The sequence below is a fragment of the Streptomyces sp. NPDC044719 genome, assembly GCF_056433405.1.
In genome coordinates this window covers 479598-495965 of the sequence record NZ_JBWKHE010000004.1, presented here as the reverse complement: position 1 = coordinate 495965, position 16368 = coordinate 479598, and the positions used below count along the sequence as shown (strand labels likewise).

Below are 16368 nucleotides of genomic sequence, written 5' to 3'. Positions count from 1 at the left end.
GCCGTCCGCGTCATGCGCCCCGCACGCGCGCTCGGACCTCCCCGATCAGCTCCTGCTGGTAGTCGGTGTAGGCCACGCGCAGTTCGGCGCCGGGCCAGTCGGCGGGCAGGAGCCCGGGCGGCAGGACCGGATCGGCCGACAAGTGCCGTACGACGGCGGCGAAGGCGGCCAGGCGATCGGCAGGGCGGTGTGCGTCGGCGATGTGGCCGAGCAGCGCGCGGGCTGTGGCAGGCCAGGTGTCCAGCGGCCACAGGGACGCGGCCAGGTCGCGCGGGGGCCGGCCGGGCCGGGCCGTGTAACGCTGGGACACCTGGTCCAGATCGCCGGGGAGGGCACGGTCCAGGTTGGCGGGCCGCAGCCACACCCCCTCACGGAGTTCGGCGAGACGGAGTCCGGTCAGCCGGGCCCGCAGGTCGGCGCGTTGGGCGGGTCCGCGCCCCGTCGCGGTGATCACGACCATCTCCCAGTCGCCGTCCCACGCGCGGGTACGAGGGTGCACGGCGTCGTCCTGGCGGCGCTGGCGTTCCAGCAGCCGGTCGCTGAGGCGGTAGCCGGTGTCCGTGCGCCGCAGGTCACCGGCGGCCACCATCCGGCTGAGCGCCGCCCGCAGCGTGGAGCCGCCGACGTCAAAGCCTTCCACGAGCCGCACGAGCTCTCTGACCGGCAGTTCGGGGGGATGCGTCCCGAGCAGCAGGCTCAGCACGACCGACCGCGCGGACAGGGGGCGCAGGTCGAGCGCGCCGGGCCGCGCCGGGACGTTCATCGGCATGGTCACGTACTGTACGCGGCGGCCCTCCGTGTTGCAGTATTGCTGCGTCCGCAGACAGAGTGCAACACTCGGCGTATGGTCTCGACACTGGACGAACAGCATGCGTACGGCGGACCCGCCACGCACGACGTCACCAACCAGGCCCCGCCCCTCACCCCGTACGACGCCTCCGACGACACGGCCCTGCTGGAGGGGCTGCGGCGGGAGGGCGCCGGGTGGGCCGAGGAGGAACTGCGCCGGCTCGGCAGACTGGCCGGCAGCGCCCAGGCCCAGGAGTGGGCCGATCTGGCCAACCGTCATGAGCCGGAGCTGCGTACGCACGACCGGTACGGCAACCGGGTGGACGAGGTCGAGTTCCACCCGAGCTGGCACCACCTGATGCGCACCGCGATCACGGAGGGACTGGCCGCGTCCCCCTGGGCGGACAACAGGCCCGGAGCACATGTCGCCCGGTCCGCCGGCGGACTGGTCTGGGGGCACACCGAGGCCGGCCACGGCTGTCCGACGTCGATGACCTACGCGGCGGTCCCCGCGCTGCGCAGGCAGCCGGAGCTGGCGAAGGTCTACGAACCGCTGCTGACGAGCCGGGAGTACGAGCCCGGCCTCCGGGTGCCCACGCAGAAGCGGGGGCTGCTGGCGGGCATGGGGATGACGGAGAAGCAGGGCGGCTCCGACGTCCGGACGAACACCACGACGGCCACGCCGACGGCCGAGCCCGGGGTGTACACCCTGCGCGGGCACAAGTGGTTCACCTCGGCGCCGATGTGCGACGTGTTCCTCGTGCTGGCGCAGGCCCCGGGAGGCCTGTCCTGCTTCCTGGTACCGCGCGTGCTGCCCGACGGCTCCCGCAACACCTTCCGCATCCAGCGGCTGAAGGACAAGCTGGGCAACCGCTCCAACGCCTCCTCCGAGCCCGAGTTCGACGGGACCGTGGCCTGGCTGGTCGGGCCCGAGGGCCACGGCGTCAAGACCATCATCGAGATGGTCAACTGCACACGTCTTGACTGCGTGATGATGTCGGCCGCGCTGATGCGCAAGTCCCTCGTCGAGGCGGGGCACCACGCGCGGCACCGCGGCGCGTTCGGCGCCCGGCTGGTGGACCAGCCGCTGATGCGCAATGTGCTGGCCGATCTGGCGCTGGAGTCCGAGGCCGCCACCACGCTCACCCTGCGGCTGGCCGGGGCGGCCGACCGGGCGATCCGCGGAGACGACGCGGACGGGGCGGAGGCCGCGTTCCGCCGGATCGCCACCGCCATCGGCAAGTACTGGGTGACCAAGCGGGGCCCGGCCTTCACAGCGGAGGCCCTGGAGTGCCTCGGCGGCAACGGCTACGTCGAGGACTCGGGCATGCCGCGGCACTACCGCGAGGCTCCCCTGCTGTCGATCTGGGAGGGCTCGGGGAACGTCAACGCCCTCGACGTGCTGCGGGCGCTGAGCCGCGAACCGGGCACCGCCGAGGCGCTGTTCGGTGAGCTGGACCTGGCCCGGGGCGCGGACGCCCGGCTGGACGCGGCGGTGAGCCGGCTCAAGAACCGGCTGCCCGAGGCGTCGCAGACGACGGCCCGCCGACTCGTGGAGCAGATGGCCCTGACGCTCCAGGCCTCCCTCCTCGTCCGGCACGCCCCGCCCGCGGTCGCCGACGCGTTCTGCGCGAGCCGGCTCGGGGGCGACTGGGGGCAGGCGTTCGGGACGCTGCCGGAGACGGCCGGCATCGACGCGATCCTGGAGCGCGCGTTGCCCGACGGGGACTGAACCGGGACCGAACCACCGCTTGCCGGTGAGGGACTGAGCGGTCGTCAGCCAACCGGCGCACAGATCGCGCACCGTCATCTCCCGATTCCGCTTCGTTGTCAGTGCCGTGGTGCAGACTCCCCGTCAGTTGGTACTTCGCCTGGGGAGGACAACGTGTTCAGGGGGATCGACGAGGTCGACTGGGCCTCGCTGCGGCATGCGTACGGCAGCGCGGAGGACGTGCCCGGACTACTGCGGGGACTGGCCTCCGCCGACCCGGCCGAGCGGGAGAGCGCGCTCGACGGGATGTACGGCGCCGTGCACCACCAGGGAGGCGTGTACGACGCGACGCTCGCCTGTGTTCCGTTCCTCCTCGCGCTCAGCGTCCGCGAGGAGGTGCGGGACCGGGCCGGCGTCGTGGAGCTCCTCGTCGGCATCGGTGACATCGCAGGTGACGAAGGCGCCTCGGAGAACGCCGAAAGGGCCCGTGCCGCGCTGCACGCGGGTGCCGAAGTCTTCGTCCGGCTCGCGGGGGACGCGGACGCCGGGGTGCGCCGGGCCGCTCCGGGCGCGCTCGTGCGTTTCGTGGGCCCCCCGTCCCGGGTGCTCGCCCTGTTGCGGGAGCGGATCACCGTGGAGCGGGACGACCGGGTTCTGCTCGCCCTGGCCGCGAGCCTGGGCCTGTTCGTGGAGCGGCACCAGGAGCACGCTTCCGGCGCGGTGGACCTGCTGGCGGAGTTGAGTGGCCCCCCGTACGGCCCGGGGCTGCGGCTCGGCGCACTCGGCCAGCTGGCCCGATGCGCGCCGGAGCTACTTCCCGCCAATCTCGTACCGGCCGTCGTCCGGTTGCTCAGGGACAGATCCGGGGAGCACACCCGCACCGGCCCCGGGGGCCACTGTCCCGGCCCTGACACCCTCGCCGACCGGCTGCGGCGCCTGCGCCCCTCGGACGAGGAGGGCTCCCAGCTGATGCGGACGCTGCACTCCGCGCTCGGCAGCCGCGTCACCGACCGCGTCGCCCTGCTGTGCGGGCAGTTGACCAGCCCGGATCCCCTCGACCGGTGCAACGCCGTGTGGATGTCGGCCGGGCTGTTCCGCGAGTGGCGCACCGGCGGCGCGGAGCCGGTCGCCCTCATCGGGGCTCAACTGGGCGCCGAGGAAGGCCGGTTGCACGACGCGGCGACCGCTGTCCTGGTGGAGCTGTTCGAGCTGGCCGTGCCGGCCGCGGACCGCCTCCACGCGCTGGTGACCTGCCGTCCCGAGCTTCGCGTACGGCACCGGGAGCGGGGCGGGCCGACGCTGGGCGGGCCGCTCAAGGCCCTGGCAAGGACGGGGGACCCACGGGCCACGCCGGTGCTGTCCGAGGTGCTGGCCGGCCCGGTCGTGCCGGCCGACCTGGGCTACGCGATACCTCACCTGGGGCCGGCGGCCTCGCCGCTGGCTCCCGCTCTGCGGCGTCGGCTCGCCCGCGTTCCGCTCGACGGACCCGACACGCCCGAGCGGGCCGCTCCCCTGTTGTCGGCGCTCACGGCACTGGGAGACACCGAGTCCATACCGGTGGTGTTACGCCTCCTGCGCGGCCTGCCGGACGGGCCGCGCGCCGCCGTCGCGGGGGCGGCGTCCCGTGCCCTCGGTGCGTTCGGCAGGGCCGCGTACGAGGCGGTACCGGATCTGCGGGGGCTGCTGGCGAAGGACCGCGCCGTCGCGGCGGCGGAGGCGCTGTGGTCGATCACGGGCGAGCCGGACGCCGTGCTGCCCGCGCTGCTCCGGCAGTTGACGGACAACGGCGGCGACGGGCGCCGCCGCGCGGCCGCCGCGAACGCGCTCGCACGACTTGGGCCGGCGGCCCTCCCTGCCCTGCCCGGCCTGCGGCGGATGGCCGGCTCCGGCGACGCACGGGAGCGGGCCACGGCCGCGTGCGCGGTGTGGCGGATCGCCGGGGAGCCGGAACAGTTCCTTCCCGTCCTCCGCTCCGTGTGGGCGGAGGATCCGCGCACCCGCACGGCGGTCGCCGGGTGCGTGGCGGCCCTGGGGCCCGCGGGAGCGCCCCTGCACGACCTGCTCCGAACGGAGCTCGCGAACCCACGGCGGCACCGGGCCGACGCCCGCGGCTACGGCAGCCGCGACATCCATGAGGACGAGGGATTGCTGCGGGTGTGCCGGGCGGCGCTGGCCGGGGTGGGACACGGCTAGGGCCTGTCGTTTGGATCAGGTCGCAGGGAATCGGCGGCACCTTGTCAGCGCCGGTGAGCGGGGCCTGGTGCGTGCAGCTGCAAGGCGGAGGAGGGCGTCGGCGCGATGGGGGTCCCTCCCGCGCGAGCGAAGCCGAGCGTGGGGGAGCCGGCAACCGACGACAACGCGGCAGATGTGCGTGCCAGGCCCCGCGTCTGCGGCGTGATCCAAACGACAGGCCCTAGGTGAGATCCGTCAACGGCCTCCCGGGGACTCACTCACCCTGTCGTACGTCCCCACATCGGCCCGAAGCGGGACCACTCGGCGTCCCACTGTTCCATCCGGCCGCGTTCCAGCCGGCGGCGCAGGGCCCGGCCGCCGACGAGCGGCAGCGCCGCGGCGCCGATGCCCGCCACGCTGCCGATCAGGAAGGCCCTTACGTCGGCCTGGGACTCGGTGACGGGGCGGGTCACCTGGCGGCCCTCGGGGTCCGTCCACACCGTGACCGGTGTCCCGGCGGCGCTGCCCGCCGGGACCCGGAGCTGTCCGGAGTGCGCGGAGCCGTCCACAGCGGTCCACGTCGCCTTCGCCCACACCTGCTCGGTACGGGACACGCCGCCGTTCTCGGAAGCCCTCCCGGGAGCCCGCTCGTCCAGCCGCGCCACGAGGGGGCGCCACTCGACACGCTCCCGGGCCAGCCCGTCCTCGACGGACCGGCTCACCGTCGTGCCGGCCAGCATCCCGACGAACACGGTGAGCGTCCACACGCCCAGCACGACCCAGGCCTCCACCCTGTCGGCGCGGCGCTTGAGCGGATTGCGCCGCCAGCGCCACAGCCACACCTTCGGACCTCGTAACGCCATCGAAGGCATCCTCCTCATGAGCGCATGACCATCCCGCTGCCCTCTGCATACGGAAGACGGCCCCCGGATGCTCACTGCACCTACTCCGAGGTGACGGCCCCCACGCCGCCCGGTCCGTGCGGGAGGCCCCCGGCACGCGCTCCGCCGAACCCGGCAGCAGGCCCCCGACACCCGCCTGACCTGCATGGGAGCCAGTTCCAGAGGTGACTGTCAGTGGTGGGGTGCAGACTGGCCGGTGTCAAAGACGAGGGCGTCAACGACGACGCCGCGGAGGTGATCGGCATGGCCGAGGTACTGCTCGCCGTGGGCACACGCAAAGGCCTGTTCATCGGGCGCCGGCGGGGTGGTGGCGCCTGGGAGTTCGACGAGAGTCCCTACTTCAACGCGCAGGCCGTGTACTCGGTCGCCCTCGACACCCGGGGCGCGACCCCTCGGCTGCTGGCCGGAGGCGACAGCGCGCACTGGGGCCCGTCCGTGTTCCACTCCGACGACCTCGGCCGCACCTGGACCGAACCGGCGCATCCCGCCGTCAAGTTCCCCAAGGACACGGGGGCGTCCCTGGAGCGGGTGTGGCAGCTGCACCCGGCCGCCGCCGAGCCGGACGTGGTGTACGCGGGTACGGAACCGGCCGCGCTGTACCGCTCGGAGGACCGCGGGGAGACGTTCGAACTGGTCCGGCCCTTGTGGGAGCACCCCACGCGGTCGAAGTGGGTGCCGGGCGGCGGCGGTGAGGGTCTGCACACGGTGCTCACCGACGCGCGCGACCCGAAGGCCGTGACGGTCGCCGTCTCGACCGCCGGCGTGTTCCGCACGCTGGACGGCGGCGCCAGCTGGGCGCCCTCCAACTCGGGTGTCTCGGCGGTGTTCCTGCCCGATCCGAACCCGGAGTTCGGCCAGTGCGTGCACAAGGTCGCGCGGGACGCGGTGAGCCCGGACCGGCTGTACCTGCAGAACCACTGGGGTGTGTACCGCAGCGACGACGCGGGCGCGCACTGGACGGACATCGGCGAGGGGCTGCCGTCCACGTTCGGCTTCGCGGCGGTCGCGCACCCGCACCGGGGAGACACGGCGTATGTGTTCCCGATCAACGCCGACGCCGACCGGGTCCCGGCCGACCACCGGTGCCGCGTCTACCGGACGGCGGACGCGGGCAAGAGCTGGGAGCCGCTCTCGGCGGGGCTGCCCCAGGAGGACCACTACGGCACGGTGCTGCGCGACGCCATGTGCACGGACGACGGCGATCCGGCGGGTGTCTATTTCGGCAACCGCAACGGCGAGGTGTTCGCTTCCGCGGACGACGGCGACACATGGCAGCAGCTCGCCTCGCATCTGCCGGACGTGCTGTGCGTGCGGGCCGCGACCGTCGGGTGAGCCAAGGAGGGGCCCTGGGCGTCACTGAGCCCGCTCGCGCTCCTCGGCGTAGCGGGCCGGCCCTTCCGCCATGCCCCGCATGAACCTCTGGAGGTAGCGCGGCAGGACCCAGCGCAACAGCAAGCTCGTTTCGTACTCGCCGTACCAGCGGATGACCGTGCCGGAGCTCGTGGGTGGCTCTACGTGCTCAACGGACCTCTGCGGCTGGTGCTCGGCGAGCATGACCTGACGCTGCCGCACGGTGAGGCAGCCGAGTTCGACACGTCCTTGCCCCACTGGCTGGGCAGCGCCGACGGCGGCGCGGTCGAGCTTCTCATCCTGTTCGGCCTGCAAGGACAGCTACACGACAGGCGCTCAGGCGTGCGGTGCCGTGGCCCGGATGCCGGCGAGCACGACGCCGACGATGCGCTCCGCGTCCGCGCGGGTGAACGGGCGCATGCCGCGGTTGACGATGAGGTGCACCGGGCCCGAGATCATCTCGCCTAGGAAGGCGCTGTCGACCGGGGGGAGTTCGCCCCGGTCGACAGCGGTGTCCACCCGCCGCCGCAACGCGGCCACACGCTGGTCGAGGATCTTGGTCAGCGCCTCGACAGTGGCGCTCTGGCGGGCGGGCTGGATGGCCTGTTCGAGCGTCCGGCCGAACGGCGTTTCCAGGCCACCTGCGAGCGCCAGCAGGAAGTCCGCCAGGTCCCGGTCGATGTCGCCGGTGTCGGCGACCGAGGCGAGGTCCTCGGCGTAGCGCAGCAGGGCTTCGACCACCAGGTCCTCACGGTCGGGCCAGTTGCGGTAGACGCTGGTCTTGTGCACGCCGGCGAACTCGGCGACCTCCTCGTAGCGGAAGCCCGCGATGCCGTCGCGCGCCACGAGTTCGACGGTCGCGGCGAGGATCTGCGATCTCACCCGCGCGTTGCGGCCACCGGGGCGCCGTGCGGGCAACCGGTCAGCGGTCCCGTCGGCCATCGCCGCGCTCACCTCCTGTTTCTCTGCTCGGGTGCCGATTGTCGTCAGGTGCGGCGTTGCGGTGCAAGCCGGTGGTAAGTAAGCTCGCTAAAAGCGACAGGTTGTTTCTTTAACTGTCGCGGCCCACCTCAGCGACACCTGGAGCGCACACGTGAACATCCTTGTCTCCGGCGCCGGTATCGCCGGGCTCGCCTGCGCACTTGAGCTAGGCACCCGCGGCCACGACGTCACCGTTGTCGAGTACGCCCGGCATCTCCGGCTCACCGGCACACCCATCGACATCCGCGGTGACGCGATCGAGAGCGTGGACAGCATGGGGCTGCTCTCGAAGATCCAGAAGCAGCGTGTCCGGATGTCCGAGCGCACCCAGTTCGTCGACAGCGCGGGCGAGCCGGTGGCCCGGATCCCGATGGCGGAGATCAGCGACTCCGACGACGACATCGAGCTCCTCCGCGAGGACCTCGTGCGCATCCTCGCCGAAGCCCTCCCCGACACGGCGTCGATCCGCTTCGGCGACTCGATCGAGACCCTGACCGACGGCGGCGACAACGGCGGGGAGAACGACGGCGGTGTCGACGTACGCTTCGCGTCGGGACACACGGGGCGGTACGACCTGGTGCTCGGTGCCGACGGCCAGCACTCCTCGGTACGCAGGCTGGTGTTCGGGCCCGAGGAGAACTACCTACGGCACCTGGGTGTCTACTTCGCCCTCGCCGACCACCCCGGCGAGGCATTGTCCGAAGGCCCCAACTCGATCTACAACGTCCCCGGCCGAATGGCGGGCGTCTTCCGGTACAACGGCAAGGCCGTCGCGGTCTTCCAGTTCCGCTCGGAACCGATCGACTACGACCACCACGACCTGGAGTCCCAGAAGAAGATCCTCGCGGAAGCCTTCGCGGGCCACCGGTCGTGGCGGATCCCGGAGTTGCTCGACGCGGCCCTCGCCGATCCTGCTTTCTACTTCACCTCCGCCAGCCAGATCCACCTGCCCTCCTGGCACCGCGGCCGTGTCGCCCTCGTGGGGGACGCCGGGTACTGCCCTGCCTTCCTGTCCGGCCGGGGCACCTCACTCGCGCTGACCGGCGCCCGCTTCCTCGCCGAGGAACTCGAACGGTGCGGCGACGACCACACCGCCGCGTTCGCACGGTACGAGGCCCGGCAGCGCCCGTACGTCACGTTCGCCCAGGACCGTGTCCATAGCGGTCGCGACCGCATGCTGCCGACCACTTGGGCCGCCATCGCCGCACGCAACGAGGCGCTGCGAGCGACGCGGACAACGCCCGACGGCCCTCAGCAGACCACCTCCCCCCGACGCGCTGGAGAGAACGCAGAGTGAAAGACACACTGGAAAAATCCGCCCCTCGCGCCCAGGAGCAACGCTGGAGCAGGCAGCTCATCCTCTGGGCGGCGGTTCTCACTCTCGCCAACGTCCTGGCCGACGTGGTCATCGGCTCACCCATGATGGTCCTGCCCCAGTTATTGGAGCATTTCGACACCGACCAGGCCGCCTGGCTGAACGCGAGCGCGATGCTGGCCGGGGCCATCTGGTCGCCGCTGCTCGCGAAAAGCTCCGACATCTTCGGCAAGCGCCGGATGCTCATCGCCACGCTGCTCCTCGCCTGTGCGGGTGCGCTGGTCTGCCTCGTGGCCCCCAACGTATGGCTCTTCCTGGTGGGGCGTTTCCTCCAAGGCGCCGCCTTCGCCGCGGTCTTCCTCACGGTGGCCCTCGCACGCCAGATCTGCACCCCGCGGGTGGCGATGGCCCTGGTCGGGCTGGTGACGTCCGGCTCGTCGATCGTCGGAATCATCGAGCCGTTCCTGATGCGGCCGGTCATCGATGTGTTCGGCTACCGGAGCGTGTTCATCATGGCGGCGCTGCTCGCCGCGGCGGCCGCGCTCTGCGTGCGTTCCTTCATCCCGGAGTCGCCGATCCGCGGCGCCGGCAGGATCGACTTGGGCGGGGCGCTTCTGCTCGGCGGCGGCCTCGGGGCGGTGCTCGCCTACATCAGCCTCGGGGGTGACCTCGGATGGCTGTCCGGGGGCATGCTCGCGCTGTTGGCGGCTGGTGCCGCCGCGTTGGCCGGCTGGGCGTTCCTCGCGCTGCGGGTCGACGAACCCATCATCGACATCCGGGGCCTCAGCGGCCCCATCCTGCTGACGCTGCTGGCCCTGGTGCTGGCCGCGGGCTCTTTCCGGAGCATGCTGCAACTGACGGGCATCATCGGCCAGGTGCCCTCCGACCTGGGGCTCGGGTACGGGCTGGGCGATGGAGAGGCGGTGGCGGTGCTGCTCGCCGCGCCCAATCTCGGCATCGTGGTCGGCGGCACGTGCGCGGGGTGGGTCGCGGGGCGGTTCGGTCCCGCACTGCCTCTCCTCGGCGGCATCGCCGTCGGGACGGTGGCGACCTTCGCGATGCTGGCGGGCGTATCAGTGCTGCCGCTGGCGGTCGCCTGCGGCACCATGCTGGGCATGGCCGCCGGCGCGATCGGCGCCTCCGGCTACAACCTGGCGACAGACATCGCAGCGCCCGAGCGGCAGGGCACGATCGCCGGTCTGGTGTCGGTCGTACTCGCCCTCGGCTCGGTCGTCTTCAACTTCGCCGGGGGCGAGGTGCTCAAGGCGACCGTTGTTCCCGGGATCTCCGCCGACGGCGCCCCGGTGAGCACGGCGACCGGCGTGTACCTCTACGTCGCGATGGCGGGAGGGCTCTTCGTCCTCGCCGCGGTGCCCGCGATCATGCTGGCACGCGACCGGCGGGCACAGCGTGCGTGGGTGTGACGGACCCTCCCTGGCTTTCGCCGGCGGCCATGGCGTCGAGCCATGAACGCTGATGAATTGATCGCGGACCTGCACGGCCGGTGGGTGTTCGCCAACGCGACGCGGGGGACGCCTCCTTCGACTTCCGGCGCTCCTTCGGCGAGTTCTACGACAGGCCTCTCTGAACGCGCGGCAACGCCCCGGACGGTCTACGGCAGACGCCACTCCACCGGCGCGCTCCCCTGTCGCAGCAGCAGATCGTTGGCCCGGCTGAACGGACGCGAACCGAAGAAGCCGCGGTCCGCCGACATCGGCGAGGGATGGGCGGACTCGATCGACGGGAGGTCTCCCAGAAGCGGCCGCAGATTGCGCGCGTCACGCCCCCACAGGATGGACACCAGTGGCTTGCCACGAGCCGCCAGGGCCCTGATCGCCTGCTCGGTGACCTCTTCCCAGCCCTTGCCCCGGTGCGCGCCGGGCTTGCGCGGGGCGGTGGTGAGCGCCCTGTTGAGGAGCAGCACCCCTTGCTGCGACCACGGCGTCAGATCGCCGTTGGACGGCCGGGGCAGCCCCAAGTCCGTGTGCATTTCACGGAAGATGTTCTCCAGGCTGCCCGGCAGCGAACGCACCTCGGGCGCCACCGCGAAGCTCAGCCCGATGGCCATCCCCGGCGTGGGGTAGGGATCCTGGCCGACGATGAGGACGCGGACGTCGTCGAAGGGCTGCTGGAAGGCTCGCAGGACATTCGCCCCGGCCGGGAGGTAGGTCCGGCCGGCCGCTATCTCGGCCCGCAGGAAGTCCCCCATCGCGGCGATACGTTCGGCCACAGGTTCCAGGGCCTTCGCCCAGCCTGCTTCGACAAGTTCATGCAAGGGTCGTGGTGCCACAGCGCGTCACCCTACTGGCACACCACCGGTCCCCGCACAGGCACGGAACCCCTCACACGCGGGCGCCGCCCTCGGGGCTACTCTTCCCTTCCGAGAAGGAGGGGAGCCCGTTGCGTCCAGTGACCGTGACCGGGACGTCGGAGGAATCCGGGTTTCTCGCCGTGGACTCCGGCGGGTCCGGGCTGCGGGCGGTGGTGGGAACCGCCGAGCGCGGGCCGCTGGCCCGGCGGGAGTCGGCGGAGCCGGTCCGCACGGGCGACCGGGGCATCGACCCTGACCACTTCATGACCCAGCTGACGCCCTTGGTGCGCGCGTTGACCGCGGAGGCCGGGCCGGTGCGGTTGAGCGCCGTCGTCATCGGCGCCACCGGGCTCGCCTCCCTGGGGGACGCGCTGCGCGCCGAACTGCCGGGTGCCCTGGCCCGGGAGCTGGGCGTACGGAGGATCGCGCTGGCCGCCGACGCCGTGACGGCGTACGTGGGTGCCCTCGGGACACGTCCCGGTGCCGTGGTCGCCGGCGGGACGGGGCTGATCGCGATCGGCACCGACCTCACCGGCTGGCGTCGTGCGGACGGCTGGGGGCATCTGCTCGGCGACTGCGGGGGCGGTGCCTGGATCGGGCGGGCCGGTCTCGAGGCGGCGCTGCGCGCCCATGACGGGCGCGAGGGCGGCTCGGCCCGGCTGCTGGCGAGCGCCGAGGAGGTGTTCGGGCCCGTGCCCGGGCTGCCCGGCCGGTTGTATCCGCGGCCGGACCGGCCCGCCGTCCTCGCCTCCTTCGCACCCCACGTGGCCGCCCGCTCCGAGGGGGACCCCGTCGCGGCGGACATCCTGCGCGTGGCCGCGCGGCACATGGCCGACTCCGCGGCAGCCGTGTGCCCCTCCGGCGGCGAGCCCCGTGTCACCGTCACCGGAGGTCTGTTCAAGCTGGGCGCCCCGCTCCTCGGGCCGGTGGACGAGGAACTGGCGCGGCGGCTCCCGCACGCGCGGCGGGTACCGGCCGAGGGCGACCCGTTGCACGGCTCCGTGCGCCTGGCGACCGAGTTGAGCACCGGTCCCCTCACGCTGCCGGGTGACGCGACGATGCTGTCCGTGACAACCCTTTCGGGTGAATAATCCGACCCGCATGATCCGTACGTAACTCAATCCGTACGTAACTCATCAGACAAAACCGGACGTATACCGCTCACCTGCACCCTCCCCGAACAGGAGAGCCCAGGAAACCAGTAACATGCGGCGCCATGAGTTCCCCCACTGGACCCGAGTCCGGCCTGCCAGTACGAATGCCGCGACCCCGCCAGCCGGGACGGCACCGCCGCCCCGAGCCGCTGGTGGCTCCCGAGGGCGCGCCCGCGCTCGTCCTCGCCGTGCCGGGCACGCCCAGTAACGCCACGCGCAGCCTCGCCGAGGAAGTCGTGAGCATCGCCCGCTCCGAGCTGCCCGGCCTCGACGCCCGGATCGGGTACCTCGACGGGGACAACGCGGAGTTCTTCACGCTCCAGGCCGTGCTCGCGCACGCCGCCGAGGAGCGCACCGCCCGCTTCGAGCAGGCGCGTGCCGCCGGTATGGACGTCCGGGAGCCCGACGGGCCCGTCGCCGTCGTCGTGCCGCTGCTCGCCGGCCCGGACAGCGCGCTGCTGCGCCGCGTCCGTCAGGCCGTCATGGAGAGCCACATCGCCGCGGAGCTGACCGATGTCCTCGGCCCGCACCCGCTGCTCGCCGAGGCACTGCACGTGCGGCTCTCCGAGGCCGGTCTGGCCCGCGCGGACCGTGCCCGCCTGTTCACCGTGGCGACCGCCGCGGACGGCATCATCCTGGCCTCCGTGGGCGGTGACGAGGCCGTGCAGGCGGCCGGGATCACCGGCATGCTGCTGGCCGCGCGCCTTGCGGTGCCGGTGATGGCCGCGGCCCTGGACCAGGAGGGCTCCATCGCGTCCGTCGCCGAGCAGCTCCGCTCCTCGGGCTCGCAGCAGCTGGCCCTCGCGCCGTATCTGATCGGCCCGGAGATCGAGCCGGGGCTGGTCGAGGAGGCGGCCAAGGAGGCGGGGTGCTCCGCGGCGGAGTCGCTCGGCCCGTACCCGGCGATCGGGAAGCTGGCGCTGGCGAAGTACACGACGGCGTTGGGCATTACGCCGCAGCAGGTTCAGCAGACGCCGGTTCGCTGACGCGGCCTGGGTGGTGCCGGTCGGGTGCGGGTGCGCTGTGGCTTGTCGCGCAGTTCCCCGCGCCCCTCGGGTCAGCCGATGACCACGCATGATGCCGCCGCCACCCTGATGGCCCCCTCTCGCCTCGGGATGCCCGTGCGCGGGTCGGTGGCGAACCAGGTCACGTCGCCCGAGCGTTCGTTGGCTACGTACAGGACGCCGTCGGACGTGGTCAGGGCGCGCGGCCAGTGGCCGCCGCAGGGCACCGTGGTGACCAGGTGCAGTTCCGCCCCCTCGACGGCGAACACGGACAGCACGTCCTCGCCTCGGGTGGCGGTCCAGACGAAGCGGCCGTCGGATGAGGTGACGATCCCCGAGGGGTAGGCGTCGCACGCCGGTGCGCCCGGCAGGACCGGGGTCTCGGTCAGCGGTGTCAGCACGCCTTCCGCCGCGTCCCAGCGGCAGACGGTGACGGAGGGGCTGAGTTCGTTGACGACGTAGGCGTACGTGCCGTCCGGGTGGAAGGCCAGGTGGCGCGGTCCGGAGCCGGGCCGCAGGGCGGTCTCCCGGTGCAGGACCGGAGTGCCGTCGGCCAGCGTGCACACCCGCACCGAGTCGGTGCCGAGGTCGACGCTGACGGCCCAGCGCCCGCTCGGGTCGGGCTGCACCTGGTGGGCGTGCGGCCCGTGCTGGCGCGGGGTGTGCGGGCCCCCGCCGGTGTGCTGGAGCACGCCGGAGGCGGACCGCGCGAGAGTGCCGTCGGGCCGGACGGGAATGGCGCTGACACTGCCCGAGCCGTAGTTGGCGGTCAGGAGGTGTCCGGCGTACAGGCTGAGGTGGGTCGGCCCGTCGGCGCCGACCGGCACGGGCGGTCCGGCCGGCTCGGGCTTGTCCCCGGTCACGCGGTACGCGGCCACCGCGCCCGTGGCCGTCTCACTGACCGCGTACAGCGTGTCCCCGTCGGGCGAGAGGGCGAGGCAGGCCGGGTCGGGGACGGCGTTCACGCTGCTCAGGAAGGTCAGTGCGCCGCTGTCGGCGTCGACTTCCGCCGTCACGACGCCGGGGCCGCCGGCCGCCGTGAACGACCCGATGAACGCCCGCCGCCTGCTGCCGTCCGCCATCACTGTGCCCTTTCGTCCCTGAGCCGTCCGGAATGACCGCGCGGTCGATCATGCGCGGTCTAGACCAAAGGGTCAAGAGGGTGTGGCGGCCCGTCGCTCAGGCGCCGGCCAACGGGGAGCCCGACGGCGTCCGCAGTGGCCTGGCGAGCTCCGCGAGGGCCCGTTCCAGGCCGTGCAGATGAGCCAGGACCGGTTCCGTCGCGGACGGTCCGGCCGGCTGGACCAGGACGTCGCCGCCCTCGGTGAGCGCCTGGACCGCGGCCTCCACGCGCCCGCAGGCGGCGGCCAGGCGGGCATCGTGGGAGGCCTCCGGGTCGGCGGCGACGGCGACCAGACCGCGGACCTCACGGGCGCAGTCGTCGAGGAGGGCGAGCACGTGCCGGGCCCGCCGCTTGCGGCCGAGCATCGGATTCAGCGGGTGCACCAGCGGGGCGAGGGAGAGCCGCACCCGGGAGAGCAGCTGCTCCAGCTCTGCCACCCGCGGGGCCGGGTCGGCGTCCGCGGCGCCCGCCAGTCGCCGGGCCGTCTCGGCCGTGCAGGCGTGGACGCAGCGCAGGGCCCGCTGGATCCAGGCGTCGGTGACGCTGTGCGTGGTGACGGGCAGGACGAAGATCACGGCGAGCGCGGCGCCGAGCGCCCCGACGCCGGTCTCGGCGAGCCGCAGGGCGAGCAGGCCGGGGCCGAGCACGCCGAGAAGGCCGTAGAGCAGACCGGCGAGCAGGGTCACGCAGAGCATCATCCAGGTGTACGACACGGCGGCGGTGTAGAAGACGCCGAAGACGCAGACGGCCGCGAGCAAGGCCGTGACGGCCGGGTTCCCGTGCACCGGCAGGGCGACGAGCAGGCCGAGGGCGATGCCGATGACCGTGCCGAGCAGCCGCCGGAAGCCCCGGACCAGGGTCTCGCCGCGCGAGGTGGTGTTGACGAAGATCCACCAGGTGGCGCCGACGGCCCAGTACCAGCGCTGGCCGGACACCAGCTGGCCCACGACGAGGGCGAAGCCCGCCCCGGCGGTCGCCTGGATCGCCTGGCGGGTGGTCACCCGGGCCAGTCCGGTGCCGCCCGGCGGGGCGGGCACGACGGGCGGGGCAAGGTGGCGCTCGTAGCACCACAGGCCGAAGCGCACCGCGGCGGCGGCGAGGACGGACAGCAGGACCGCGGCGTACAGCTCGGGCAGCTGGTCCGTCGTGGCGTGCAGGAACTGCGCCACGAAGAAGGTCATGAAGGCGAAGACGCCGAGACTGTGCCCGCGCGGGCCCCAACGGCGGGCGTACACGCCCGCGCCGACCACGGCGAGGAAGGTGAGGTCCCGGGCCACCGGGTGGTCGTGCAGTCCGGCCGCGGCGGTGAGCACGGGCAGCCCGACGACGGGCAGCAGCGCGGTGGTGACCGCCTGGCCGCGGACCGTGGAGTCGGTGACGGTGAACAGGGCGAGCAGTGCCGCGAGACCGCCGGTGACGGCCCCCGTGAGGGAGTGCCCGGCGAGGCCGCACAGGGCGACCGCGAAGGCGATGCCGAGCACGGCGCGCGCGGCGAACCGCAACCGCGTCCGCCCCGGATCCGGAGCCATGAACACCCTCTTCAGCACCGCTTACCG

13 protein-coding genes and 1 pseudogene are annotated in these 16368 nt (G+C 72.9%); 8 read left to right on the top strand and 6 right to left on the bottom strand.

Annotated elements, in window-relative coordinates:
• Positions 1 to 10: 10 nt before the first annotated feature.
• Positions 11 to 769, bottom strand: a complete 759-nt coding sequence (locus AC07DF_RS18225) for a PaaX family transcriptional regulator C-terminal domain-containing protein (protein ID WP_478971820.1) — start codon at positions 767 to 769, stop codon at positions 11 to 13.
• Positions 770 to 844: 75 nt separating this feature from the next.
• Between AC07DF_RS18225 and AC07DF_RS18220 the strand changes: the two genes are divergently transcribed.
• Positions 845 to 2521 carry an acyl-CoA dehydrogenase family protein gene (locus tag AC07DF_RS18220; protein WP_478971818.1) on the top strand — a complete coding sequence of 559 codons (1677 nt, stop codon included), beginning with the start codon at positions 845 to 847 and terminating at the stop codon, positions 2519 to 2521.
• A 153-nt stretch (positions 2522 to 2674) separates the two neighbouring features.
• Complete coding sequence (locus AC07DF_RS18215) at positions 2675 to 4693, top strand: HEAT repeat domain-containing protein (RefSeq protein ID WP_478971817.1); 2019 nt, start codon at positions 2675 to 2677, stop codon at positions 4691 to 4693.
• Positions 4694 to 4950: 257 nt separating this feature from the next.
• On the opposite strand, the gene AC07DF_RS18210 is transcribed toward AC07DF_RS18215, so the two are convergent.
• Complete coding sequence (locus AC07DF_RS18210; RefSeq protein WP_478971815.1) at positions 4951 to 5535, bottom strand: Rv1733c family protein; 585 nt, start codon at positions 5533 to 5535, stop codon at positions 4951 to 4953.
• Positions 5536 to 5748: 213 nt separating this feature from the next.
• On the opposite strand from AC07DF_RS18210, the gene AC07DF_RS18205 reads away from it, so the two are divergent.
• Together AC07DF_RS18205 and AC07DF_RS18200 are read left to right on the top strand one after the other, a co-directional pair.
• Positions 5749 to 6906 (top strand): WD40/YVTN/BNR-like repeat-containing protein, encoded by a 1158-nt coding sequence (locus AC07DF_RS18205; RefSeq protein WP_478971813.1) that lies wholly within the window; start codon positions 5749 to 5751, stop codon positions 6904 to 6906.
• A 174-nt stretch (positions 6907 to 7080) separates the two neighbouring features.
• Positions 7081 to 7242: pseudogene (locus AC07DF_RS18200) on the top strand (cupin domain-containing protein); the annotation flags it as partial.
• A gap of 18 nt (positions 7243 to 7260) precedes the next feature.
• Here AC07DF_RS18200 and AC07DF_RS18195 read toward each other — a convergent pair.
• Positions 7261 to 7866 (bottom strand): TetR/AcrR family transcriptional regulator, encoded by a 606-nt coding sequence (locus AC07DF_RS18195; RefSeq protein ID WP_478971811.1) that lies wholly within the window; start codon positions 7864 to 7866, stop codon positions 7261 to 7263.
• Positions 7867 to 8017: 151 nt separating this feature from the next.
• On the opposite strand from AC07DF_RS18195, the gene AC07DF_RS18190 reads away from it, so the two are divergent.
• Both AC07DF_RS18190 and AC07DF_RS18185 read left to right on the top strand, forming a co-directional pair.
• Positions 8018 to 9202, top strand: a complete 1185-nt coding sequence (locus tag AC07DF_RS18190; protein WP_478971809.1) for an FAD-dependent monooxygenase — start codon at positions 8018 to 8020, stop codon at positions 9200 to 9202.
• A complete protein-coding gene (locus AC07DF_RS18185) occupies positions 9199 to 10644 on the top strand; it encodes an MFS transporter (protein ID WP_478971807.1) in 1446 nt (481 codons plus the stop codon). Before AC07DF_RS18190 ends, AC07DF_RS18185 begins: the two co-directional genes overlap by 4 nt.
• A 188-nt stretch (positions 10645 to 10832) precedes the next feature.
• Here the strand turns inward: AC07DF_RS18185 and AC07DF_RS18180 are convergent, their stop codons facing one another.
• Positions 10833 to 11510 (bottom strand): uracil-DNA glycosylase, encoded by a 678-nt coding sequence (locus tag AC07DF_RS18180; protein WP_478971805.1) that lies wholly within the window; start codon positions 11508 to 11510, stop codon positions 10833 to 10835.
• A 110-nt stretch (positions 11511 to 11620) separates the two neighbouring features.
• Between AC07DF_RS18180 and AC07DF_RS18175 the strand changes: the two genes are divergently transcribed.
• Complete coding sequence (locus AC07DF_RS18175) at positions 11621 to 12622, top strand: N-acetylglucosamine kinase (protein WP_478971803.1); 1002 nt, start codon at positions 11621 to 11623, stop codon at positions 12620 to 12622.
• Between the two features lie 125 nt (positions 12623 to 12747).
• The gene (locus AC07DF_RS18170; protein WP_478971801.1) at positions 12748 to 13671 is read left to right on the top strand and encodes a sirohydrochlorin chelatase; all 924 of its coding nucleotides are present in this window, start codon (positions 12748 to 12750) and stop codon (positions 13669 to 13671) included.
• Between the two features lie 71 nt (positions 13672 to 13742).
• Here the strand turns inward: AC07DF_RS18170 and AC07DF_RS18165 are convergent, their stop codons facing one another.
• Both AC07DF_RS18165 and AC07DF_RS18160 read right to left on the bottom strand, forming a co-directional pair.
• Positions 13743 to 14771, bottom strand: coding sequence for a lactonase family protein (locus AC07DF_RS18165; RefSeq protein ID WP_478971799.1), 1029 nt, complete (start codon positions 14769 to 14771; stop codon positions 13743 to 13745).
• A 97-nt stretch (positions 14772 to 14868) separates the two neighbouring features.
• Positions 14869 to 16359, bottom strand: coding sequence for an FUSC family protein (locus tag AC07DF_RS18160; protein ID WP_478971797.1), 1491 nt, complete (start codon positions 16357 to 16359; stop codon positions 14869 to 14871).
• Positions 16360 to 16368: the final 9 nt, after the last annotated feature.

What these genes read in the sequence shown, in the direction of transcription:
- AC07DF_RS18195 (WP_478971811.1), bottom strand. Translation starts at nt 7,866, where the DNA reads ATGGCCGACGGGACCGCTGACCGGTTGCCCGCACGGCGCCCCGGTGGC.
- AC07DF_RS18170 (WP_478971801.1), top strand. Translation starts at nt 12,748, where the DNA reads ATGAGTTCCCCCACTGGACCCGAGTCCGGCCTGCCAGTACGAATGCCG.
- AC07DF_RS18165 (WP_478971799.1), bottom strand. Translation starts at nt 14,771, where the DNA reads ATGGCGGACGGCAGCAGGCGGCGGGCGTTCATCGGGTCGTTCACGGCG.
- AC07DF_RS18210 (WP_478971815.1), bottom strand. Translation starts at nt 5,535, where the DNA reads ATGGCGTTACGAGGTCCGAAGGTGTGGCTGTGGCGCTGGCGGCGCAAT.
- AC07DF_RS18225 (WP_478971820.1), bottom strand. Translation starts at nt 769, where the DNA reads ATGCCGATGAACGTCCCGGCGCGGCCCGGCGCGCTCGACCTGCGCCCC.
- AC07DF_RS18220 (WP_478971818.1), top strand. Translation starts at nt 845, where the DNA reads ATGGTCTCGACACTGGACGAACAGCATGCGTACGGCGGACCCGCCACG.